The following is a 22,814-nucleotide window of genomic DNA, read 5'->3' as shown; positions in this document are numbered from 1 at the left end:
AGGTCCGGCGGGATCCCGACCGGCTCCCGCGATCGACCGACGATCAGGACAGCCCCGCCAGCAGGCCGGCGAGCACCGCCGGCATCAGCTCCGGGATGTCTTCGGCGATCAGCCCCGGCCCGTGGCGCAGCCCGGCATCGCCGTGCAGCCAGACGCCAGCCGCGGCGGCCTCGAACGGCTCCATTCCCTGCGCCAGCAGGCCGGCGATGAGCCCGGCGAGAACGTCGCCCGAGCCCGCCGTGCCGAGCCAGGGCGTCGCGTGATCGTTGATCGCGACGCGGCCGTCCGGGGCGGCGATCACCGTGTCGGCCCCCTTGAGCACGACCACGGCCTCGACGAGCGCGGCGGCGCGCCGGGCCTGCTCGACCTTGGCCGCAGGTTCCGCCGCCTCGGTGCCCCCGAACAGCCGCGCGAACTCGCCCGCATGCGGGGTCAGCACGGCGCGGCTTCCGCCTTGGGCGATCTGCTCGGCCAGGGCCTGGGGCTGGCCCTTGAAGCTGGTGAGCGCGTCGGCGTCGAGCACCAGCGCGCGGCCGGCCGAGGCGGCGACGCTCACGCGCTCCCGCGTCGGCTCGCCCGTGCCGAGGCCGGGTCCGAGCAGCACCGCGTTCAGACGCTCGTCGGTCAGGATGTCGTCGAGATCGTCGGCGCTCTCGCAGGGCTGGAGCATGATCGCCGTGAGGTGGGCGGCGTTCTCGGCGAGCGCGCTCGTCGGCGAGGCGAGCGTGACGAGCCCGGCGCCGACGCGCAGCGCCGCGCGCGCCGCGAGGCGCGCCGCCCCGGTGCGGTGGACGGGCCCCGACAGGACGAGGGCGTGGCCGCGGGTGTACTTGTGGCTCTCGGCCGCGAGCGTCGGAAAGGCGGCCCCCCACAGATCCGGACCGTTGCGGTAGAGCGGGAAGGCGCAGGTGGACAGACCGGCCTCGAACGATGCGGCGCCGGTGCCGAGGCCGGCGAGGTGCAGCGCGCCGCAGAGCGCGCGGCCGGGCTGGAGCAGGTGGCCCGGCTTGAGGGCGACGAAGGTGACGGTCTCGGTCGCGCGGATCGCGGCGCCGCGCACGGCACCGGTATCGCCGTCGACCCCGCTCGGCACGTCGACGGCGAGCACCGGCCGGCCGGTTCCGTTGACCTGCTCCACGAGGCTGCGGGCCGCGCCGTCGAGATCGCGCGACAGGCCCGCGCCGAACAGGGCATCGATCACGAGGTCACAGGCCGGCAGGGCGTCCGGCGCGCCCTCGTGGACGGGTCCGTTCCAGCCGGCGGCAGCCTGGGCCGCGTCGCCCGCCAGCGCTGCCCGGCTGCCGAGAAGCACGATCTCGACTGCGTGGCCGGCCTCGGAAAGGAGGCGCGCCGCCACGAAGCCGTCCCCACCGTTGTTGCCCGGCCCGCACAGGACCAGCACCCGGCCGCCCGACGGAAGCAGCGCGCGGGCACGCTCCGCCACCGTGGCACCGGCACGCTCCATCAGCGAGAAGCCCGGAATTCCGCCGGCGATCGCCGCGGCATCCACCGCCCGCATCGCCTCGACCGTGAGCAGCCGCGGATCCGTCATCGCGTCCCTCGTCATAGGCCTTCCATCCCGGTCCGTCCGAATCTGCCCTGAGGCGGCCCAACGATCGCCTAGAAACGAGGCGCCGGGCTACGCACTGCGCAAACGATGTGCAGATGCTGCCGGTGCAATGGGCGGTTTTCACCGCCTCCCTCCGAAATCGGCGTGGCGGAGGGGCTGAGGGGGTGTTAGAAATCCGACACAGCAGAGTATCAGGTCAGGCCGCTCGGCATGAAGAAGATCGAAGCGATCATCAAGCCCTTCAAGCTCGACGAGGTGAAGGAGGCCCTTCAGGAGGTTGGGCTTCAGGGCATCACCGTGATCGAGGCCAAGGGATTCGGTCGCCAGAAGGGGCATACCGAACTCTACAGGGGCGCCGAGTACGTGGTCGATTTCCTGCCCAAGGTGAAGCTCGAGATCGTCCTCTCGGACGCGCTGGTCGAGGGCGCGGTCGAGGCGATCCGCAAGTCCGCGCAGACCGGCCGGATCGGCGACGGCAAGATCTTCGTCTCCACCATCGAGGAGGCGATCCGCATCCGCACCGGAGAGACCGGCTCCGACGCGATCTGACCCGAAGGGCTCCCGCTCCGGCGGCAGGATCGGGCGACCGTCGCCCCCGCGGGATCCGCGCGGGCTGAGATTGTGCGCTGCATCAAGCACTTAAGAGCCGGCAATCCGTGCCCCTGAAGGCCGGATTCCCTCTAGCCTTGTGCCATCCTCACCTGTAATCCCGCCCGCGGAAGTGCACACTTCGCTCGCGGGATCCTTAGCGGCCCCGCGGGACAACCGCGGCGCGAGCCGAGAAGGAGACCCCTGGGGATGGCAAAGACGGCAGCCGAAGTCCTGAAGGAAATCAAGGACAACGACGTCAAGTACGTCGACTTCCGGTTCACGGACCCGCGGGGCAAGTGGCAGCACGTCACCTTCGACGTCTCCCTCGTGGACGACGAGATCTTCCAGGACGGCACCATGTTCGACGGCTCGTCGATCGCCGGCTGGAAGGCGATCAACGAGTCCGACATGCTGCTGATGCCGGACCCGGCCACCGCCTGCATGGATCCGTTCTTCTCCGCCTCCACCATGTCGATCGTGTGCGACGTGCTGGAGCCCTCGACCGGGCAGCCCTACTCGCGCGACCCGCGCTCGACCGCCAAGCTCGCCGAGGCCTACCTGCGCTCGACCGGCATCGGCGACGAGATCTTCGTCGGCCCCGAGGCCGAGTTCTTCGTGTTCGACGACGTGAAGTTCGGCGCCGACCCCTATCATACCGGCTTCCAGCTCGATTCGACCGAGCTGCCGACCAACGGCTTCACCGACTACGAGGGCGGCAACCTTGGCCACCGGGTCCAGACCAAGGGCGGCTACTTCCCCGTGCCGCCGCAGGATTCCGCCCAGGACATGCGCGGCGAGATGCTGGCCGCCATGCAGTCGATGGGCGTGAAGGTCGAGAAGCACCATCACGAGGTGGCCTCGGCCCAGCACGAGCTCGGCATGAAGTTCGACAAGCTGACGACGCTTGCCGACCACATGCAGATCTACAAGTATTGCATCCACAACGTGGCCCAGAGCTACGGCAAGTCGGCGACATTCATGCCGAAGCCTGTCTACGGCGACAACGGCTCGGGCATGCACGTGCACCAGTCGATCTGGAAGAACGGCAAGCCTCTGTTTGCCGGCGACAAGTACGCCGACCTCAGCCAGGAATGCCTCTGGTACATCGGCGGCATCATCCGCCACGCCAAGGCGCTGAATGCCTTCACCAATCCTTCGACCAACTCCTACAAGCGCTTGGTGCCGGGCTACGAGGCCCCCGTGCTGCTGGCCTACTCGGCCCGCAACCGCTCCGCCTCCTGCCGCATCCCGTGGACGACGAACCCGAAGGCCAAGCGCGTCGAGGTCCGCTTCCCCGACCCGATGGCGAACCCCTACCTCGCTTTCTCGGCCCTGCTGATGGCGGGCCTCGACGGCATCATCAACAAGATCGATCCGGGTCCGGCCATGGACAAGGACCTCTACGACCTGCCCCCGCGCGAACTGAAGAAGATCCCCACCGTCTGCGGATCCTTGCGCGAGGCGCTGCAGAACCTCGACAAGGACCGCGCCTTCCTCAAGGCTGGCGGCGTGTTCTCGGACGATCAGATCGACTCGTTCATCGAGCTGAAGATGACCGAGGTGCTGCGCTACGAGATGACCCCGCACCCGATCGAGTTTGTGCAGTACTACTCGCTCTGAGCGGAACGGGCCGGGCGGCGACGCCCGGCCTACCCGACGATTGCGGCGCCGGGGCTCCAGCGTTTCGCGTTCCGAGGCCGCGCCGGCGTGCGCGGTTGCGGCTCTGCTCTAATTCCTATCCACGGATTCGGACGATCGATGATCCGGGCCGCCGCGATGGGACAGAGGGCGAAGAAGCGGATCCGGCCGAATCGGACGAGGAAGCGGCTCGGTCGCTTGCCCCCGATCCCGGAATTTCGGACTTTCGGCAGTGGGTTCCATCAGGACATCGACGTCTTGCACGACACCCTGGAGGACGCCGCGCACGCTGCCATGCGGGGCTTCAAGGGTGAGGAACGCCGGCGCCTGCGCGATTTCATCGGGCAGGTCCTTGAGAGCGACCTGTCGCCCGACGAGCTGAGCAAGCTCTGGAGTCTGACCGCATCCGACGTGAGATTCCTTGAAGCGAAGGGGTTTCGCGACTTGCTGGCCTTCGCGCACGATCAACTCCGCAAGGGGCTGTAACCGCGAAGGCCGCATGCTCACCCTCGATCACCTCGCAATCGTCGCCCCGACCCTCGCGGAGGGGGTCGATCATGTCCGCGAGAGCCTGGACCTCGACATCCCCGAGGGCGGGCGCCACCGCGAGATGGGCACGCGCAACCACCTGCTGCGCCTCGGCGACGCGCTCTTCCTCGAAGTGATCGCCGTCGACCCTGACGCCCCGCATCCCGGGCGGCCGCGCTGGTTCGGGCTCGACGACACGGCAGCGGTCCGCGCCGACTGGGAGGCGGGGCGGCGCCTGCGCGCCTTCGTGGCTCGCACGAACGATCTCGACGGTGCGCTCGCCCGGCATCCCGTCCTGTTCGGCACGCCGCACCGCATGAGCCGCGGCAGCCTGAGCTGGCGCTTCGCGCTGCGCGAGGACGGCGCCCTGGCGATGGACGGCCTCCTGCCCTGCCTGATGGATTGGGGCCCGGCCGGCAGCCCCGCCCGTGCCATGCCGGATCTCGGCGCGCGGCTGGCGCGCTTCCGGATGGCGCATCCCGAGCCGAAGCGCGCGGCAGAACTCTACCGAGCGATCGGCCTTCGCGACGCGCCCGAGATCAGCGACGGCGCGGCCGTCCGCTTCACCGCGGAGATCGCTACGCCATCCGGCAGGTGCACCCTGTCCTGAGCATCTTGTCCCGAGCGCCCTTTGCGGCTCTATGCTCCGCCGCCGATCCAGGCCCAGGAGATGCCCGTGTCCCTCGTCGTCCCGGTGATTCTCGGTTCGGTGCGTGCCGACCGACAGGGCATCCGCGCCGCCCGCTTCCTGGTGGGCCAGCTCGAAGCCCGCGGGCACGAGGCGCCGCTGGTCGATCCGGCCGAACTGCAGCTTCCGCTGCTCGACCGTATGTACAAGGAATACCCGAAGGGCGAGGCGCCCGAGCCCCTGGAGCGGCTGGCGATGCTCTACGCCCGCGCCGACGCCTTCGTCGTGGTCTCGGCCGAGTACAACCATTCGATCCCGCCGGCGCTGTCCAACACGCTCGACCATTTCCTCGAGGAGTATTTCTGGCGGCCGTCGGCAATCTGCTGCTACTCGGCCGGCCAGTACGGCGGCGTGCGCGCCGCGATGCAGCTGCGGGCCATGCTGGCCGAACTCGGCACGCCCAGCATCCCTTCGCTGCTGCCGATCCCCCGCATCGGCAAGGCGCTGAGCGAGACGGGCGAGCCGATCGAAGACTGGATCGGCAAGGCCGCCGGGCGCTTCCTCGATGAGTTGGCCTGGTATGCGGAGGCGTTTCGAGCGCAGCGGCGGACGGGGACGCCCTACTGAGCGCATCCGTGGCATCGCCCTTGCCACGCCGCACCTCGGGGGCGTGGCGTGGCGGATAAGACATGAATGCGAGCGTTGAGCGGGTACGGGACGCCTTGTCCGAGATGATCAAGGCGGCCCTGGTATCGGACGATGCGAAGAGCCTCGCCTACCGCGAGGCTGCACGCGCGGCGCTCGGCGGGCTCGCGGCGGATCCGCCGGACCCGGCCACGCTCAAGCTCGACGGGGCCTGGACCCTCGCGATCCAGCAGGCTGAGGCACCCGAGCTTCAGCCGGATGAGGGTGTCGTCAACCTGACCCTGCCGCGCGCTTGCCCCTTCACCCTCGAGGCGTTGGTCTCGAGCGGCTTCGACGTGGACGCGGGTGTCGACCACATTCGCAAGATCGCATCGACCGGCTGAGCGCCGCCTGTTGAGGGCTGGACGCTCGGCGTTGCCGCGGGGCGCCCGCGATACCATGTTGTGGGATCAGGCCATTCCGGCCCCGACCTCAAACCGGCGCCGTCTCGCGAGGGATGGCGCAGCGAGCCTTCCTTCTTGGCCAAGCGCGCGACCGCGACACCCCCTTCCCTCCCGAGCCGGGAGCAGATCCTCGCCTTCATCGCCGCGGCGACCGGCAAGGTCGACAAGCGCGACATCGCTCAGCATTTCGGGCTGAAGGGTGCCGACAAGATCGGCCTGAAACGCATCCTCAAGGAGATCGAGGAGGACGGCGCGATCGCCCGCTCCGGCGGCGGCCTATCGAAGGCCGGGCAGCTTCCCCCCGTGGTGCTCGCCGACATCCGCACCCGCGACCGCAACGGTGACTTCGTCGCCGCACCCATCGAGTGGAGCGGAGAGGGCAAGCCACCGGCCATCGTGCTGATGCCGGTGCGGAGAGGGCGCAAGGACAGCCGGCCCGCGCCGGGCATCGGCGACCGTGCCCTGATCCGGGTCGAGCCGGATCCCGAGTCCGAGGGCCGCTACACCGGCCGCGTCGTCAAGGTGATCGGTAAGAACAAGGCCGAGATCATCGGCGTGTTCAAGGCGGGCGCTCAGGGCGGGCGCATTCTGCCCGTCGAGAAGCGCAGCCAGGGCCGCGAGATCCTGATTCCCCCGGGCGAGGAGGGCGAGGCGCGTGACGGCGACCTCGTCAGCGTCACCCTCGAGCGCGAGACCCGCTTCGGCCTGCCCCGCGGGCGGGTGCGTGAGCGTCTGGGTGCGCTGGGCTCCGAGAAGGCGGTGAGCCTGATCGCGCTCCACCTCCACAACATCCCGCACGTGTTCGCCGAGGCGACGCTGGCCGAGGCCGAGGCCGTCAAGCCCGCGTCGCTGCGCGACCGCGAGGATTGGCGCGACCGGCCGCTCCTCACGATCGACCCGCCGGACGCCAAGGACCACGACGACGCGGTGATGGCCGAGCCCGATCCCGACCCGGAGAACCCAGGCGGCTTCGTCCTCACCGTGGCGATCGCCGACGTGGCCGCCTACGTCCGACCGGGCTCCAGCCTCGACCGGGAGGCTTTGGAGCGCGGCAATTCGGTCTATTTCCCCGATCGCGTCGTGCCCATGCTCCCTGAGCGGATCTCGAACGATCTCTGCTCGCTGCGCCAGGGCGAAGCGCGCCCGGCCATCGCCGTCCGCATGATCATCACGGCGGAGGGGGTGAAGCGGCGCCACAGCTTCCACCGGGTGATGATGCGGTCGTGCGCCAAGCTCTCCTACGCGCAGGCGCAGGCGGCGATCGACGGGCATCCGGACGACGTGACCGAGCCGCTCCTCGAGCCGGCGCTCCGCCCGCTCTGGCAGGCCTACGTGGCCCTGAAGCTGGCGCGCGACCGGCGGGGGCCCCTCGCGCTCGATCTGCCCGAGCGCAAGGTTCTGCTCGGCGCCGACGGCGCCGTCGACCGGGTGGTGGTGCCAGAGCGCCTCGACGCGCACCGCCTGATCGAGGAGTTCATGATCCAGGCGAACGTCGCCGCCGCCGAGACCCTGGAACAGGCGCGCCAGCCCCTGATCTATCGGGTGCACGACGAGCCGGCGATCGAGAAGATGCGGGCCTTGGGCGAGGTGCTGGCCTCGGTCGGCATCAAGCTGCCGAAGGACGGCGCCCTGCGGCCGGCCCTGTTCAACCGCATCCTGGCGACGGTCGCCGATACCGAGCACGCGGTCTTCCTCAACGAGGTTGTGCTGCGCAGCCAAGCCCAGGCCGTCTATGCGGCCGAGAATCTTGGGCATTTCGGGCTGAACCTGCGCCGCTACGCCCATTTCACCTCGCCGATCCGGCGCTACGCCGACCTGATCGTGCACCGCGCGCTGATCACCGCGTGCAAGCTCGGCAAGGACGGGCTCCCGCCCGAGGTGGCGCTGGCAGAGCTCGACCGGATCGGGGAGCAGATCTCGGCCGCCGAGCGCCGCGCCATGGCGGCCGAGCGCGAGACCATCGACCGGCTCATCGCCAACCATCTGGTCGAGCGCGTCGGTGCCACCTTCTCGGGCCAGATCGCGGGCGTCACCCGCTCGGGTCTGTTCATCAAGCTCGACGAGACCGGGGCCGACGGCTTCGTGCCGGTCTCGACCATCGGGGCCGACTATTTCCGCCATGAGGAAGCCCGTCACGCCCTGGTGGGCGAGCGCACAGGCGAGACCTTCCGCCTGGGCGACCGGGTCGAGGTCAAGCTGGTGGAGGCCTCGCCCGTCGCCGGGGCGCTCCGCTTCGAGCTGCTCTCCGAGGGCCGCTCGCGCTCCGGAACGAAGCGCCCGGCGGGGAAGCCCGGCGCCGGCCGGTCCTTCAAGGCCGCGCCGTCGGGCCGGCCGCCCGGCATCCGCAACTCAGGCTCGCGGCATCGCGGCTCACGGCGCTAGAGGCCCATCCGTGCTAGTCGCGAGGACATGCGCCACCCAGAACCCGAGGCGAGATCCATGAGCGCCAGTGACATCGCGCCTCCCCCCGTCCGCACCGGCCTGATCCGGTCGATGGCGCGCGGCTTCGTCGGGCGCTGCCCGCATTGCGGCGAGGGGCGGATCTTCGGGCGCTTTCTCAAGGTGCGGCCGGATTGCGAGGCCTGCGGGCTCGAGTTGCACCACCACCGGGCCGACGACCTGCCGCCCTACCTGGTGATCTTCATCGTCGCCCATCTCGTCGGCTACCTCATCCTGGAGCTGGAGATGGGCTACGACGTGCCGCTCTGGTTTCAGCTCAGCTTCTGGCCTCTCTTCACTCTCGGCCTCGCGCTCGGTCTGCTGCAACCGGTCAAGGGCGCGGTGGTCGGGCTGCAATACGCCCTTGGCATGCACGGTTTCGCCGGGCTACCGGGGTTGCGCCCCGCACCGGGGCCGGAGGAGGCGCGCCTTGGACAACCCGGACTCGATGCCGGCCGGCCCGGCCTCGGCCGCGCCTGAGGCGCCCGCGCGCAAAGCTGCCGCCAAGGCTTTACGCCCGCGCGACGCCGCCACCCTGATCCTGATCGATCGCCGCCGCGGCGGGCCCCGCGTCCTGATGGGGCGGCGGAACCCGCGCCTCGCATTCATGCCCGGCTTGTTCGTGTTCCCGGGCGGACGCACCGAGCCGGCCGATCGGCGCATGCCGGTGGCGAACACCCTGCCGGATTACGCTGACGCCGCGCTGATGCGGCAGGTCTCCCGCCCCCCTCAGGATCTCGGACGGTTGCTGGCGCTGGCGGCCATCCGCGAGACCTTCGAGGAAACGGGACTGCTGGTTGGGAGTCGGGATTACGGCCCGCCGCACGCGACGCCGCCCGGCTGGGAGGCCTTCGGCCGCCACGGTGTCCATCCCGAACTGGACGGGCTCCATCTCGTCGCACGCGCCATCACGCCGCCCAAGCGTGTGCGGCGCTTCGACACCCGCTTCTTCGCCGCCGACCGCGATGCGATCGCCGCCGAGGAGCCCGGCCGCGTCGGCCCCGAATCCGAGTTTACGGAGCTCGCGTGGCTGCGGCTCGACGCGGCGCGCAAGCTCGAACTGCCCTTCATCACCCGGGCGGTCCTCGACGAGCTGGAGGCCCAGATCGCCGTCGATTTCGCCCCCTTCCGAGAGATTCCGTTCCATTTCGAGCGCTACGGCCGGCGGGAGCGGGCCGCCCTGTAGCAGCCTTCGCGCTGGCCCGCGGGTCTTGACCTCGACGGCCGGATCGGGCATTCACCCGCCCGTATTCGGCCGGGCCTGCCCGGCCCTTTTCGTTTTGCGTTTCGCTTGCGCGGAATGCCGCGAAGCTCAGGAGCGCCCCATGGCCAAGGCCGTCACCGTCAAGATCAAGCTCGTTTCCACTGCTGATACGGGCTACTTCTACGTCACCAAGAAGAACTCGCGCACGCAAACCGAGAAGCTGACCATGCGCAAGTACGATCCCGTCGCGCGCAAGCACGTCGACTTCAAGGAAGCCAAGATCAAGTAAATCGTCGGCTTTCCAGCCCCGATCTGATAAAAAGCCGCCTCCGACCGGGGCGGCTTTTTTGCTGCCCGAGCCTTTGCGAACTGGACCTAGGCAGCAAAGCATCGCCTCGGGTGAGCGGCCTACCCATCCGACCCCATCGGTAGACATACGGCACCCGTAACGGCCCTCGGTACGGTCGTCCCCTGCATCGGTCGATCCTCGGGTCTTCCGACCGTGATGGCGCTTGTGCCCAGCACGCCTGCGTGGCCGAAGCCCGAAGAGATGCGCCGGGCAGAGCGGTGTCGAGATCGACGGCCGATCGCGTCCGGCCGGCAGGCCCAAGCCATCGCTGCCCGCTCTGAACGTCCAGAAAGACCCGGAGACCCGCAGCCATCAACCCCCATCGTCGGGCCGATCCGTCGCACGCCGATTGCGCTCGGCCATCGGGAAACAGGGGGAGCAGCGGCCGACCTCCGTCGCGATTCGGCGACGCCCACTTGTCTCCAGCCTTCTGATCGCCATCTACAGACCATCCAACCGGATGGTTTTGGGAAGGCCGAGATGGAAGATACCCCTGTCACGCTGCGTCCCAAGCTGCCCGACAGCGAGAAGGTGACGGTCAATCTCGGCTTCATCGATCTCGGACATATCGACCTGATGGTGCGCGACGGGTTCTACGCCAATCGCGCCGATTTCATTCGCACGGCCGTGCGCAATCAGATCGAGCGGCAGGGTGAGGCGGTGAAGCAATCCGTCGCCCGCAAGCAGCTGCATCTCGGCCTGTCTCACTACACGAAGCAGGTCCTCGAAGCCGCCCGCGACGCCGGCAGCCCGATCCACATCCAAGTTTTGGGACTCGCCAGCATCGCCCCGGACGTGACGCCTGAACTCGCCCGGGCAGCCATCGCCTCCGTGGCAGTGCTGGGCGCCTTCCAGGCCAGCCCTGCGGTCAAGGCGGCACTCGCCGACCGCACCAGCTGACAGCTCCCTTTCCCTTTCGGCGCAGGCGGACGGGCATCCCGCACCGTTCTCCCCCCGCTTCTCAGAGACAGATCCGATGAACCGCTTCTCCAAAACAGCCATGCCCAAATTCGGCTTCCCGAAGGATTTCGCCGTGCCCAGAACCTTCGCCTTGCCCAAGGCCGACCCCGCGCGCGCCGCTAAGGCGATGGCAGCGATGGCCGAGCTCCAGCGCAGGCAGAGTGCGGCCTATGCCGCCTGGGTTGAGACGCGGCAGGGCGCGGCGCCGGTGGCGCCGGATGGCGGCGTCATCGACATGGTCGCCCCGCCGACACCCGATGGCACCTGGACGGCGCCCGATACGGGTGGCACGGGCCCCGACAAGCAGGCCTTCGCGCATCCCCCGGGTGACATCGCCGGAGCGGTGATGCGCACGATCCAGGATTCGCTGGCGAAGGCCGGGCTGGGCGCGGCTCTCGGTGGGGAGCCCGGCTCGGCCTCAGCGCCCTCGACCGGGCTTCCGGATGGTGCGCGCTTCGAGACGCGCACGTTCCGCAGCGGCATGGGCGAGCGCAATTACAAGCTCTACGTCCCGAGTGGCTATACCGGCCAAACGCTGCCCCTCATCGTGATGCTTCACGGCTGTACGCAGAATCCGGACGATTTCGCGATCGGGACGCGGATGAACGAGATCGCCGAGGAACAGACCTTCCTCGTGGCCTATCCGGAGCAGCCGCGCTCGGCCAACATGCAGCGGTGCTGGAACTGGTACGAGCCGGGAGACCAGCAGCGCGAGGGCGGCGAACCCGCCCTGATCGCCGGTATCGCCCGGGAGACGATCGAGGCATTCTCGGCCGATCCGAGCCGGATCTACGTGGCAGGCCTCTCAGCGGGTGGAGCCGCCGCGGCGATCCTCGCTGCCACCTATCCCGACCTGTTCGCAGCGGCGGGCGTCCATTCCGGCCTGGCCTGCGGGGCAGCGCGCGACGTAGGCTCGGCCTTCGCTGCGATGAAGGGCAACGGGGTGGGGGCGGCCAACAGACGGCATGCCGTGCCGACGATCGTTTTCCACGGAGACCGCGATCAGACGGTCCATCCGGCCAACGGCGATCAGGTCATCGCGCAATCGGCGCCGGGCGCGATTGGGGAGCGGACCATCGAGGAGGGGCGCTCACCGGGCGGGACGGCCTACACGCGCAGCGTCCAAACCGACGCGACCGGCCGTGCCGTGCGTGAGCAATGGGTCCTGCACGGCGCGGGGCATGCGTGGGCAGGCGGCAGCCCCAGGGGATCCTTCACGGATCCGCAGGGCCCGGATGCCAGCCGCGAGATGGTGCGGTTCTTCCTGGCCCATACGAACGCCGCTCGGCACTGACGCCGACGGATCTCGATGCGGCCGGCCTCACGCACGCCCCGTGCGCCGAACGCCGGCCCAGAAATCGGGGTCGGTGAGTGCCGCCGCGAGTAGGGCCAGCAGCCCGAGATGCAGGCCTGCGACGGCGATCCAAGGTGTCTGCAACGACCACAGCCCGATCGCGCCTGCGGCCATGATCGGCGGTGCGACGACGTAGACGGGGGCCCGCCACGGGCTCGCGGGCCGAGCGAGGCGCCAGAAGCAACCGGCGAAGGCCGCGAGGGCAAAGCCGCCCTTGATCAGGGCCATGAAGCGTATCACCCGCACCAGGTCGGGCTCGATGGCGGTAGCGGGCATCCGCGTGGCCGCTGAGCACGCCCCGAGCACGGCGAGCGCCGACAGCAGGGTGAGGATCGCGCGCGCCGGGGCGAGCCCGCCGCTATCGGAGCCCAACGCGGTCTTCGCGATCGCCTGAACCGGCACCTGCATCTGCATCCTCCCGCCGTACGGTCGATCTTGCACACGGAGCCGGACGGCGACGCCCCGGTCGCGCCCTCATCTCGACGACCGAAGATAACGTCGCTCGTCGCGAGGACAAACTATGTCGGGAAGCCTAGACGCCGGGCGGCTCTCCCCGCGCATCGCGTCCTCGTCGCGGTCGGCGCCTTGCCTGATCCCGGACCCCGCGCCTACAACTTCACGTCGAAGCTCGGCGTGGATCGAGCGCTTGCACGACGGGGCTGCCCTCGGGCAACGCCCCGCAGGGAGGACCTCGCGTGAAGATGGCTCGATATGGCGCGGCTCTGGCGCTGGTCTGTGGATTCGGTTCGCCGTCGCCCCTCCAGGCCGACGCTTGCGCCAATCGCGGTCAACTCGACGACGCCTATTGCGACGCGGACAAGGACTTAGTCGCCGACCTGCCGGCGAAGACGCGCGATCCGAGCGTCATCGTCTTCGCCTACACGCCGGTCGAGGATCCCGCTGTTTACGAGAATTCCTTCAAGCCTTTCACAGCCTATTTGGCGCAGTGTACAGGCAAGCGCGTCGTCTACTACCCGGTCCAGTCGAACTCGGCCGAGATCGAGGCCATGCGGTCGGGCAGGCTGACGGTAGCCGGATTCTCGACGGGCCCGCTCGGCTTCGCGGTGAACATGGCCGGCGCGGTTCCCTTCGCCGCCAAGGGAACCGCGAACGGTCCCGAAGGCTACAACCTCCTCGTCGTAGTCAAGGCGACCAGCCCCTACAAGACGCTGGCTGACCTCAAGGGCAAGCGCGTGGCCCACACCGCCCCGTCCTCGAACTCGGGCAACCTCGCCCCGAAGGCGCTCTTCCCTGAGGAGGGGCTCAAGCCCGGAGCGGATTACAAGCTCGTCTATTCGGGCGGGCACGACAAGTCGGCCCTCGGCGTCGGCACCGGCGACTACGATGCGGCGCCGGTGGCCTCGGACGTCTACTACCGGATGATCGCCCGCGGCACGATCAAGGGCGAAGACTACCGAGTGATCTACACCAGCAAGACCTTCCCGACCTCGGGCTTCGCCTACGCCCACGATCTTAAGCCGGAGCTGGCCGAGACATTGAAGCGATGCTTCTACGACTTCCGCTTCCCGCCCGAGATGGTGAAGGACTTCGAGGGCGACGACCGCTTCGCGCCGATTACCTACCTCAAGGACTGGGCCATCGTACGCAAGGTCGCCGAGGATTCGGGGACGCCCTACAACAAAGCTGCCTACGAGCGCGAAGCCGCCCGCGAGGCCGAGGCGGCGCGCAAGAAGGCGGACGGCGTGAGCAAGCCGTGACCATTGTATCCGCCATGCGGGACGTTGCCGTCGTGGCTCCGGCGCGTGCGTCGGCACTGGATCCGCGCGCCCTGGTGATCCGCGGGTTGGTGAAGGCCTACCGGCCCGGCCAGCCGGTCCTCAAGGGCATCGACCTCGTTCTGCCGGGGTCCGGCCTCACCGCGATCATCGGGCCGTCGGGAACCGGCAAGAGCACGCTGATCCGCTGCATCAATCGCCTCGTGCAGCCGACCTCCGGCGAGATTCTGTTCCGCGGCGAGGACCTCGCCACGCTCTCGGGTCGCTCCTTGCGCCGGATGCGGCGGCGAATCGGGATGGTGTTCCAAGAGTACAACCTGGTCGAACGCCTCTCCGTCATGGAGAACCTGCTTTGCGGCCGGCTCGGCTACGTGCCGGCTTGGCGCGCGTGGCTGCGCCGCTTTCCCGAGGCCGATGTCGCGCGGGCCTTCGACCTTCTGGATGCCGTGGGTCTGAGCGGCTTCGCCACGCGCCGCGCCGACGCGCTTTCGGGCGGCCAACGCCAGCGCGTCGGCATTGCGCGGGCGATCATGCAGGAGCCCGAGATCGTGCTCGCCGACGAGCCGACCTCCTCGCTCGATCCCAAGAGTTCGGCTGAGATTATGGAGATCCTCTGCGGCTTGGCGGCGGAGCGCGGCGTGCCGGTCGTCGTCAATATCCACAACGTCGCGCTCGCTCAGCGCTTCGCTACGCGCATCGTGGGGATGTCCGGCGGACGCGTCGTCTATGACGGGCCACCGGGAGACCTGAGCGAGCGCGACCTGCGCGGCATCTACGGCGGCGAGAACTGGCTCGAATGAGGGCGCCCGACCCAACCTCCGTGGGCGGGCGCGTCGCGTTCAGCCCGAACTGGACGGCACGGGTCGGCTGGCTGCTGCTCGCCGCCTACGCGCTCTACGCCGCGAGTCAGCTCGGCTTCGTCCCCGCGCGCTTTGCCAGCGGTCTCGCGCACGGCCGCCAGTTCCTCTCCCGGATGCTTCCCCCAAACTTCTCACGCTGGGAGCTGATCCAGTCGGGTATCATCGAGAGCGTGCAGATCTCGGTGATCGCCACCGTGACCGGCATCGCGCTTGCGCTGCCCGTCGGTTTCCTCGCGGCCCGCAACCTATTGCCGCCCTGGGTGACGTGGCCGATGCGGTCCCTCATCGCGCTGTGTCGATCGTTCCACCCGATCATCGTGGCGATCCTGTTCGTGAAGGCGATCGGCTTCGGCGCGCTCGCGGGCGTGATGGCGCTGATTGTTGCCTCCGTTGGCTTCATCGCCAAGCTTTTCGCCGAAGCGATCGAGGAGATCTCGCTGAAGCAGGTCGAGGCCGTGCGCGCGACCGGCGCCGGCTTCATGTCTACCCTGATCATGGGTGTGCTCCCGCAGGTGCTGCCGCGCTTCATCGGCTTCTCGACCTACCAGCTCGATTCCAATCTGCGGAACTCGACCATGGTCGGGATCGTCGGCGGCGGCGGTATCGGCGCGACATTGTTCACCGCCTATCAGCGCTTCGACTACGATGTGGTGCTGGCAATCCTGATCGTCATCGTCGCGCTGATCATGGGAGCCGAGATCGTGTCGGGCTGGGCGCGCAAGGTATTTCAGTGAGAGCCGCGGGCACGCCGCACCGCTGGCGGCGCTTCTCGCCCTGGAGGCGTATCGCGCGGTTCGCCTTCACGCTGGCGGCGGTCGCCGCCTTCGTTGCGAGCCTGCGCACCATAGAGGTGATCCCGGAGTTCCTCTACGATGCCCCCGACCAGATGGCCGATCTGTTCGGCCGGATGTGGCCGATGGATCGCGCCTATGTCTGGCCGACCCTCCGGGCTCTTGTCGAGACGCTGCACATCGCGACCCTCGGCACCCTGATCGCGGTGCTGATCGCGGTGCCGGTTGGATTGCTCGCGGCCCGCAACGTCACCGCGAGCCCCGTTCTGAACCTGTTCGCGAAGTTCGTGTTCGTGACCTCGCGCTCCGTGAATGCCCTGGTCTGGGCGCTGCTATTCGTGGCGGTGTTCGGTCCGGGGCCGCTCGCGGGCACGCTGGCAATCGCGCTGCGCTCGGTCGGTTTCACCGGCAAGCTCCTGGCCGAGGCGCTAGAGGAATCGAACCGCGGCTCGATCGAGGCCCTGCAGGCCGCGGGCTCAGGGTGGCTCTCGACGCTTCTTCTCGGCTACTGGCCGCAAGTGAAACCCGCCTTCTGGTCGATCGCCCTGTTCAGGTGGGACATCAATATCCGGGAATCGGCGGTGCTCGGGCTGGTCGGAGCCGGCGGCATCGGCATTGCCCTCGATACCGCGCTGAACCTCCTCTACTGGGATCAGGTGGCGGTGGTCCTCGCCGCGATCTTCGGCGTCGTGATCTTGGCCGAGATCGTGGTCACGGCGCTACGGGCGAGGATCCTCTAGCGCAAGGTCCCGTCCAACGCGTCTCGGGACCAACCTCAGCGGCGGCGCTCGAGATCAGACAGCGCGCTGATCTCGATCACGAATTTTCGGCGCAGCGCGCGAGCGAAGTCGCCGTACCCTGCAGCCGTCAGCAGGAAGGCGCCGGGACCGCCGACGACGTGGGCGCGATACCATTGCTCCAGGCTCGTACGGTCCTGAGGAAGTGGCGTCGGCCGCAGGCCGTAGCCCGGCGCACGGTAGGCGCCCGCGCCAACCACGTCGTTCTCGCCCGGCACCAGGATCGGAAGACCGTTGATGGTGGCGCCCGTGGCGAGCAGGGCTTGGCGCTCCGCCTCCAGGCTGTCCGGGTCGGTACAGTTGTCGATGCCGTCGCCCGAGACGTCGACCACGATCCGATCCACCGGCAGCGGCAGCGTCGGAATCACGCTGGCCGACATGGTGCGGAACATCTGCCCGATGCAGGTGAACTCGCCAGCCTGCCGCGGTGTTGCGCGCAGGGCAGCGGCGGCGGCAGCCGCATCGGTCTGGCTGGCGATCCGACGCCATCCAGCCGGCTGGCTCGCCCTGTCCGCCCAGGTCACCAAAGCGAACAGGATGCCGCCCGGGTTGCCGGTGATCGCCGCGACGACGGCTGGGTCTTCAAGCGCCTCGGCGATGCCTTCCATCTGCAACCGGAAGCGCTCGTCGTCGACGGATTGCGAGACGTCGACGGAAACGATCAGCGCCGTCGCGGGTGAGCTCGCCTGTGCCCGCGCGGCCGGGGATCCCAGTGGCAGCGCGGCGGCGAGCGCGAGGCTCCAGCCGACGAAGCGGGCCGCGCGTCCGACGTTCATCTCAAGCCTTCTCGACGACGCGGAGGGCACAGCCCGGCCGGGCCGCAACGAGGCGCGCTCCGCGCACTGGCCCGAGCACCATACAGGCCGTCGACAGCCCATCGGCCACGAGCCCGCTAGAGGCGGTAACGGTCACGGAGGACAGGTTCGGGGGTGAGAAGCCGGTCCGCGGATTGAAGATATGGTGGTCGACCCCATCCGGCGAGAAGCTCATCTGGTAGTCCCCCGAGGTGGCGGCGAAGCCCGAGAACGGCGCGATCACGGCCGCGATCCGGCTGGGCGCACGCGGATCAGCGATGCCGAGGCGCCAGGGCGAGCCGTCGGCGTGGCGTCCAACAGCCCCGAACTCGCCTGTGTTCACAAACGCGTCGACGATGCCGCGGGCTTGCAGGGCTGCCATGACCCGGTCGGCGGCGTAGCCCTGAATCAGGGCGTTGAGCGTCAGCGCCGTGCCGGGCGCGAGGGCGATACAATCAGGCAGAACCTCCACGCGGCGCCAGCCGATTCGAGCGACCGCCTGGGCGAGCGCGTCGCGATCTGGTCGTGCCCCCCGTGCGGCGGCTTCCGACCAGAGCGGCCAAAGCGGCTGGACCGTCGGGTCGAAGGCGCCGTCGGTCTCGGCCGCGAGATCGAGGGCGAAGCAGAGCAGGCGCAGTAAATCCCGCGGCGGCGCCTCAAGTCGACCCTCCCGATTGAGGCGCGAGAGCGCGCTGTCCGCCCGGAACAGGCTCGCGGCCCGCTCGATAGCGCGCATGGCCGAGAAGCCGTCATCGAGCGCGGCCTCGAGCACGGTCGGGTCCGGCCCGGCCGCAGTCAGCGCCACGGTGGTGCCGAAGGCGAGCCCGGCCCGCATCCGGACTTCGAACCCGCGCACGGCGGCAAGCGCCCGGAACGCGTCCGCGCCGCCGATTCCGGTGGCCGCAAGGCCGAGGGCGCCGAGCAGCCGGCGCCGACTGGGCACTCCGATCGCGGTCACTCCGCTGCAACCGGCTTGGCTAGAATGTGTCGGCCGCGCTTGCGCGCCACCACTTGCGGGACACACTGGTTCGGGTCGTGGATGATCGTGACGCAATCCATGCACTGGAAGCACTCGGGATAGTCGATGCGCCCGTCGGCCCGGATCGCACCATAACGGCAGCGCACCTTACAGAGCTGGCAGGGGCTTCCACATTCCGCCCGGCGCGGGATCCAGGCGAGGATGCGCAGGCGCCCGACCAGGGCGAGCGCTGCTCCGAGCGGGCAGAGGTATCGGCAGAAACCTTTGTAGACGAACAGGTTGAGGACGAGGAGGCCGACCGCGTAGACGGCGAACGGCCACGCCCGCAAGAAGGATAACGTAATCCCGGTCTTGAACGGCTCGATCTCGGCGAGCGTGTCGGCCAGCGGTGAACCGAGAGCCGCCGTGGCGAGGAGTCCGGCGAGAGCGGCGTATTTCACTTGCCGCAGGATCCAGTCGAGGTGCAGCGGGACGGAGACCGGCCGGATCTTGAGCGGGCGCGCGAGCAGGGCGACGCCTTCCTGCAGTGCGCCGAAGGGGCAGAGCCAGCCGCAGAACGTTCCGCGCCCCCAGATCAGGAGGGTCGCCAGGGTGAAGGCCCAGAGCACCAGGGAGGGGGGGTCGTAGAGGAGGAATGTGAGGTCGTGCGTCGTCGTTGCGGCGCGCACCAATCCCATCAGGGTGATGATCGAGAGCTGTGCCTGCGCAAACCAGCCGAGGAACCCGAGCGTCATTGCGAGGAAAGCGAGGCGGAAGGCGGAGAAGCGGCCCTGCCTGGCCACCAGCCCGGGCTGACGGGCGAGGACCGGCACGAGCAGGCCGAGCATCAGCGCGAGGATGCCGAGCTCGGGCGCGCGGGCGCGCCACGGGTCGGTCCAGCTCGGTCCGTCGTCGGGCCGCACCCGCGTGAACAGCTCCGGCGGCAGGGCGAGGGTGACGGAGAACGAACGGGCGATCCGCTCCGCCAGGATCTGGCCGCGCTCGCGCACGATGGTCTCGGTGAGCATCCAGGGCGCGGACGGGTCGAAGCCGGCCGCGGCGTCGATCCTCAGGAGGCTCCAGGCGCCCGGCGGCAGGCCCTCCGCCGCGCCGGCCTCGCGCCGCTCCACCGCCATGTCGCGGGCGTTGACGATGAGGCCGCCCTGGCTCAGCGCGAGCCGGTCGGGGACGGAGCCGAGCACGAAGCTGTCGCCGACCGGGTTCTCGGGCGCCTCCGCGGGGCCGGCGCTCAGCACCATCACGGCGTGGGCGTCGGGTCCGAGCTCGCGCATCAGCGCGTCGAAGCGCGCCGCGCCCAGCAGGCCGCGGCCGATCGCCGGGACGTTGAGATAGGCGACGTAAAGGTCGCTCAGCACGTCGTCCGGCCGCCCTTCGCCGGGATCGGCGACGCCCGTCCCGCGGAACGCGGCGGCGGCCTCCGCGCGCGTCACCGTCAGGCGCTTGACCCAGCCGCGGGCGAGCAGCGCGGCGAGGCTCACGGGCTCGGCGCGGCCCGCCGGCGCGGCGGCCTCCGCCCTCGCCCGCACGACGAGGCCGACATTGGCGGCGCCGAAGCCGAGCTTGGCGCGCGCCACCGCGAGCGCCGAGGCCAGGATCGACTGGTTGATCACCCGGGTCGAGGCGGTCGCCATCGAGATCCCGTCGACGGTGGTCTGCGGCGCGGCGCCCGCGGCGCGGGCGTTCGGGCGCCCGACGCGGATCGCCTGCCGTGCGGAGAGGCCGGCATATTGCTCGACGAAGGCGAAGAGCGGCTCCGAGCCGAGCCCCTCGAGGAAGACCGGCTCGCGGTGGGAGACGACCTTCACGTCCCGGAAGGTGCCATCGGGGGCGAGCGCGATCAGGAGGTCCGGAGCGGTGCCGCCGAAGCCCGGGATCGGGGCGAGGTCGACCGACTCGAAGGCGTAGGCGAAGACCTCGTAGCTGCCGGCCTGCTGCTTCAGGATCGGCCAGACCGGCACCGCGTCGTCCTTCTCGCCGACGACGAGGGGCGGCGGGAAATAGGCCTCGATCCGCGTCCGGTCGAGCTGGCCGGCGCGCGCCGGGGCGACCGCCCCGAAGACGACAACCCCGAGGACGACCACCCCGAAGACATTCGCCGCGAAGACAATCGCCCCGAAGGCGACCGCCCCGGCGGCCAGGGCCGAGACGGCGAGGCCTGGGACGACGCGGAGAATGCTGCGGTCGGCCCCGGTCACGGCTCAGCCCTGGCGGCCTGCTGCGGGTCCGGGGCCGGCCGGGCCGCGACGCCCCAGGGGAAGCGCCCGACCTTGACGGTCTTGAGCGCCTTCAGGCTTCCCGTATCGATCACCGTCACGTCGCCCGAGACGCCGTTGGTGGTGAAGAGCCTTGTGCCGTCGCCGTTGAGGGTGAGCTGCCAGACCCGCCGACCGACCAGGATGTAGCTCGTGACCGCGAAGGTCTGCGTGTCCACCACCGCCACCCGGTCGGAGGGGCCGAGCGCCACGAAGGCGCGGCGCCCGTCGCGGGAGAGCTGGATGCCCACCGGCTGGACCCGGTCGGGGGCGACGCCCTTCACCGCGAAGGCCACGGTCTCGATCACCTGCCGGGTCGCCACGTCGATCACCGCGACGGTGCCGCCGATCTCGGAGGAGACCCAGAGGCGCGCGCCGTCCGCCGAGAAGGCGGCGTAGCGCGGGCGCTGGCCGACCGGCGTCGCGTCGGTGGCCGCCAGGGTGCGGGTGTCGATCCAGTGGACCATGTTGGTGGTCTCGGAGGTCGTCACGGCGATCCGCCCGTCCGGGCTCACCGCCATGCCCTCGGGCTCGATGCCGACGTCGATCTGGGCCAGCACCCGGCGGGTCTGCGCGTCGACCACGGTCGTCGTGGCGTTCTCCTCGTTGGCGATGAACAGCGTCCGGCCGTCCGGCGCCAGGGCGAACTGCTCCGGGTCCTGCCCGGAGGGCAGGTCGTGGCGCACGGCCCCCGTCTGCGGGTCGATCACCTGGACCGCGTCGGAATCGCTGGCGCAGACGTAGAGCGCGCGCCCGTCCCGCGAGAAGGTCAGGCCCCGCGGGCGGCGGCCGACGGGAAAGCTGCGCAGCACCGCGAGGCTCTCGCCGTCGATCACCGTCACGGTGTTGTCGCGCTCGTTCGAGACGAAGATCTCCTCGGCGCGCGCGGGCAGCGCCGCGAGACCGAGCAGGAGGACGGCGGCGATCCGGCTCATCCGGCACTCCCCGGAAAGGCCCGGCAGGCGCTCTCGGGCCGGTCGAGGCCGAGCGTGTCGAGTTCGGTGCGGTGGTGGAGGAAGCCCTCGAGCGGGGCGGTCGCCGTCACGGCGCCGGGCCAGAGCAGGAAGATGGGCTGGCGCAGCTGGCCATCCCAGGCGCGGAAGCTCAGGGGGCGGCCCTTGAAGCCGCCGACCTCGAAGCGCTCCGAGACGAGACGCTCGCGCACGGTCGCCGGATCGGTGCTGCGCGCCTGCACGGCGGCCTCGCCGAGGGCATGGACGGCCATCCAGCCCGCCCAGTCGACCGGGCGCATCGGGCGCCCCGCGAGGCGGTGGAACCGGCCCTGGAGCTGCACCGCCGCCCAGGCCTCGACCGGGCGCCCCCAGGCGGCGGGCGTGAGCCCCTGCGTGCCCACGAGGGGGCGGGGCGCGGCGGTGTTGTAGTTCAGGCTCGCCCCGAAGGCGCCGGGCTCGTCGGCCACCGCCACCACGTCGTGCTCGGCGCCGCGGGTCGGGATCGCGAACTCGCGCAGCGCCGAATCGCGCACGTCGCCCCCGCGCGGATCGTAGGCGGTCTCCGCCACGATCCGCAGGCCGAACTTGCGCGCGCTCCGGCGCAGCGCCTCGGCGTAGAGCGCGTCCCCCGGCGCGGGCCCCGAGACGAGCAGGATGCGCTGCCAGCGCTTGAAGGCGAGGAATTGCGCCAGCGCGTCGGTGAGCATCGCGTGCGAGGGCAGGACGTGGAGGAGGTTCCTCCGGCAATCGGCCTCGCGCAGCCGGGTATCGGCCGCGCCGACATTGAGGAGCAGGCTGCCCTGCGCCTCGGGCAGGTCGGCCAGTGCCAGCACGTCCGCGGCGGGTGCGTTCACCACGACGAAGCGCGGCGCGACGAGGTGCCGGAAGGCGGCCCGGATATCGGCATCGGGCTGCACCACCGTCCTGTCGAGGCTGAAGCCGAGCCCGACGAAGCGGCCGGTGGCGTTCGCGTCGGCGAGCCCGAGCTCGGCCCCCTTGGCGCCCTCGTCGTCGGGGATCCGTTCCTCGTTGTTGAGGGGGGCCGGCCGCTCGATCCGCCGCTCGAGATAGTGGATCGCGAGCGGCGGCCCCGGCTCTGCCCGTCCCGCCGGCGCGGCATCGGCATCCGGCGGGGCGAGCAGGGCGAGCGCCGCGGCGCAGGCGCCACCGGCGCCCGCGGCCAGGAGCCGCCTCCGCACGCCGTCCCGCAGCCCGTGGGAGGACCTCATCCCGCGCCGCCCCCCTTGATCGCCGCCTGCCCGCGTGTCGTTGGGGCAGAGGATACGGAGGCGGGCGCAGACCC

At 70.1% G+C, this 22,814-nt stretch carries 23 protein-coding genes; 16 read left to right on the top strand and 7 right to left on the bottom strand.

Features of this window, described 5'->3' with window-relative positions; translation table 11 throughout:
• Positions 1-43 precede the first annotated feature (43 nt).
• Positions 44-1,552: an NAD(P)H-hydrate dehydratase gene (locus ACS5RC_RS01405; RefSeq protein WP_478342033.1), complete on the bottom strand. Its 1,509-nt coding sequence runs from the start codon at positions 1,550-1,552 to the stop codon at positions 44-46.
• A gap of 228 nt (positions 1,553-1,780) precedes the next feature.
• Here ACS5RC_RS01405 and ACS5RC_RS01400 point away from each other — a divergent pair, with 228 nt between their 5' ends.
• The 12 genes from ACS5RC_RS01400 (at position 1,781) to ACS5RC_RS01345 (ending at position 12,289) form a co-directional block, all read left to right on the top strand.
• Positions 1,781-2,119: a P-II family nitrogen regulator gene (locus ACS5RC_RS01400; protein WP_009866062.1), complete on the top strand. Its 339-nt coding sequence runs from the start codon at positions 1,781-1,783 to the stop codon at positions 2,117-2,119.
• 249 nt (positions 2,120-2,368) lie between these two features.
• On the top strand, positions 2,369-3,781 hold the full coding sequence (gene glnA / locus ACS5RC_RS01395) for a type I glutamate--ammonia ligase (protein WP_478342032.1): 1,413 nt from the start codon (positions 2,369-2,371) through the stop codon (positions 3,779-3,781).
• A 138-nt stretch (positions 3,782-3,919) separates the two neighbouring features.
• Positions 3,920-4,285 carry a hypothetical protein gene (locus tag ACS5RC_RS01390; RefSeq protein WP_478342031.1) on the top strand — a complete coding sequence of 122 codons (366 nt, stop codon included), beginning with the start codon at positions 3,920-3,922 and terminating at the stop codon, positions 4,283-4,285.
• 13 nt (positions 4,286-4,298) lie between these two features.
• Positions 4,299-4,937: a VOC family protein gene (locus tag ACS5RC_RS01385; protein ID WP_478342030.1), complete on the top strand. Its 639-nt coding sequence runs from the start codon at positions 4,299-4,301 to the stop codon at positions 4,935-4,937.
• A gap of 66 nt (positions 4,938-5,003) precedes the next feature.
• Positions 5,004-5,582, top strand: a complete 579-nt coding sequence (locus ACS5RC_RS01380; protein WP_478342029.1) for an NADPH-dependent FMN reductase — start codon at positions 5,004-5,006, stop codon at positions 5,580-5,582.
• Positions 5,583-5,644: 62 nt separating this feature from the next.
• Positions 5,645-5,983 carry a hypothetical protein gene (locus ACS5RC_RS01375; RefSeq protein WP_478342028.1) on the top strand — a complete coding sequence of 113 codons (339 nt, stop codon included), beginning with the start codon at positions 5,645-5,647 and terminating at the stop codon, positions 5,981-5,983.
• A gap of 135 nt (positions 5,984-6,118) precedes the next feature.
• On the top strand, positions 6,119-8,425 hold the full coding sequence (gene rnr, locus ACS5RC_RS01370) for a ribonuclease R (RefSeq protein ID WP_478342027.1): 2,307 nt from the start codon (positions 6,119-6,121) through the stop codon (positions 8,423-8,425).
• 57 nt (positions 8,426-8,482) lie between these two features.
• Positions 8,483-8,962 (top strand): DUF983 domain-containing protein, encoded by a 480-nt coding sequence (locus ACS5RC_RS01365; protein WP_478342026.1) that lies wholly within the window; start codon positions 8,483-8,485, stop codon positions 8,960-8,962.
• Positions 8,931-9,668, top strand: a complete 738-nt coding sequence (locus ACS5RC_RS01360; protein ID WP_478342641.1) for an NUDIX hydrolase — start codon at positions 8,931-8,933, stop codon at positions 9,666-9,668. The genes ACS5RC_RS01365 and ACS5RC_RS01360 overlap by 32 nt, the downstream gene beginning before the upstream one ends.
• 139 nt (positions 9,669-9,807) lie before the next feature.
• Entirely contained in the window at positions 9,808-9,975 is a 168-nt protein-coding gene (gene rpmG, locus ACS5RC_RS01355) for a 50S ribosomal protein L33 (RefSeq protein WP_109950145.1), read from the top strand.
• A gap of 540 nt (positions 9,976-10,515) precedes the next feature.
• A complete protein-coding gene (locus ACS5RC_RS01350; protein ID WP_478342025.1) occupies positions 10,516-10,935 on the top strand; it encodes a CopG family transcriptional regulator in 420 nt (139 codons plus the stop codon).
• 187 nt (positions 10,936-11,122) lie between these two features.
• Complete coding sequence (locus ACS5RC_RS01345; protein WP_478342640.1) at positions 11,123-12,289, top strand: extracellular catalytic domain type 1 short-chain-length polyhydroxyalkanoate depolymerase; 1,167 nt, start codon at positions 11,123-11,125, stop codon at positions 12,287-12,289.
• A 27-nt stretch (positions 12,290-12,316) separates the two neighbouring features.
• Here ACS5RC_RS01345 and ACS5RC_RS01340 read toward each other — a convergent pair whose 3' ends face one another.
• A complete protein-coding gene (locus ACS5RC_RS01340) occupies positions 12,317-12,757 on the bottom strand; it encodes a hypothetical protein (RefSeq protein WP_478342024.1) in 441 nt (146 codons plus the stop codon).
• A 287-nt stretch (positions 12,758-13,044) separates the two neighbouring features.
• Between ACS5RC_RS01340 and phnD the strand changes: the two genes are divergently transcribed.
• From phnD to phnE (ACS5RC_RS01320), 4 genes are read left to right on the top strand one after another with little or no spacing between them, the layout of a single operon-like run.
• Positions 13,045-14,067 (top strand): phosphate/phosphite/phosphonate ABC transporter substrate-binding protein, encoded by a 1,023-nt coding sequence (gene phnD / locus ACS5RC_RS01335; RefSeq protein WP_478342023.1) that lies wholly within the window; start codon positions 13,045-13,047, stop codon positions 14,065-14,067.
• 14 nt (positions 14,068-14,081) lie between these two features.
• Positions 14,082-14,885: a phosphonate ABC transporter ATP-binding protein gene (gene phnC / locus ACS5RC_RS01330; RefSeq protein ID WP_478342639.1), complete on the top strand. Its 804-nt coding sequence runs from the start codon at positions 14,082-14,084 to the stop codon at positions 14,883-14,885.
• Between the two features lie 20 nt (positions 14,886-14,905).
• Positions 14,906-15,679 carry a phosphonate ABC transporter, permease protein PhnE gene (gene phnE / locus ACS5RC_RS01325; protein WP_478342022.1) on the top strand — a complete coding sequence of 258 codons (774 nt, stop codon included), beginning with the start codon at positions 14,906-14,908 and terminating at the stop codon, positions 15,677-15,679.
• Positions 15,676-16,476 carry a phosphonate ABC transporter, permease protein PhnE gene (phnE, locus tag ACS5RC_RS01320; protein WP_478342021.1) on the top strand — a complete coding sequence of 267 codons (801 nt, stop codon included), beginning with the start codon at positions 15,676-15,678 and terminating at the stop codon, positions 16,474-16,476. The genes phnE (ACS5RC_RS01325) and phnE (ACS5RC_RS01320) overlap by 4 nt, the downstream gene beginning before the upstream one ends.
• A gap of 35 nt (positions 16,477-16,511) precedes the next feature.
• On the opposite strand, the gene ACS5RC_RS01315 is transcribed toward phnE (ACS5RC_RS01320), so the two are convergent.
• From ACS5RC_RS01315 to ACS5RC_RS01295, 5 genes are all read right to left on the bottom strand, one after another.
• Positions 16,512-17,309 carry a DUF1194 domain-containing protein gene (locus ACS5RC_RS01315; RefSeq protein WP_478342638.1) on the bottom strand — a complete coding sequence of 266 codons (798 nt, stop codon included), beginning with the start codon at positions 17,307-17,309 and terminating at the stop codon, positions 16,512-16,514.
• A gap of 1 nt (position 17,310) precedes the next feature.
• Positions 17,311-18,285, bottom strand: coding sequence for an FAD:protein FMN transferase (locus tag ACS5RC_RS01310; protein WP_478342020.1), 975 nt, complete (start codon positions 18,283-18,285; stop codon positions 17,311-17,313).
• Entirely contained in the window at positions 18,282-20,387 is a 2,106-nt protein-coding gene (locus ACS5RC_RS01305) for a 4Fe-4S binding protein (RefSeq protein ID WP_478342637.1), read from the bottom strand. The genes ACS5RC_RS01310 and ACS5RC_RS01305 overlap by 4 nt, the downstream gene beginning before the upstream one ends.
• 110 nt (positions 20,388-20,497) lie before the next feature.
• Complete coding sequence (locus ACS5RC_RS01300; protein WP_478342019.1) at positions 20,498-21,493, bottom strand: YVTN family beta-propeller repeat protein; 996 nt, start codon at positions 21,491-21,493, stop codon at positions 20,498-20,500.
• The gene (locus ACS5RC_RS01295) at positions 21,490-22,740 is read right to left on the bottom strand and encodes an ABC transporter substrate-binding protein (protein ID WP_478342018.1); all 1,251 of its coding nucleotides are present in this window, start codon (positions 22,738-22,740) and stop codon (positions 21,490-21,492) included. Before ACS5RC_RS01295 ends, ACS5RC_RS01300 begins: the two co-directional genes overlap by 4 nt.
• Positions 22,741-22,814 lie beyond the last annotated feature (74 nt).

It is taken from the genome of Methylobacterium sp. HJ2 (assembly GCF_056431005.1).
The sequence above is the reverse complement of the archived record's forward strand: the minus strand, read 5'-3'. Positions and strand labels throughout refer to the sequence as shown.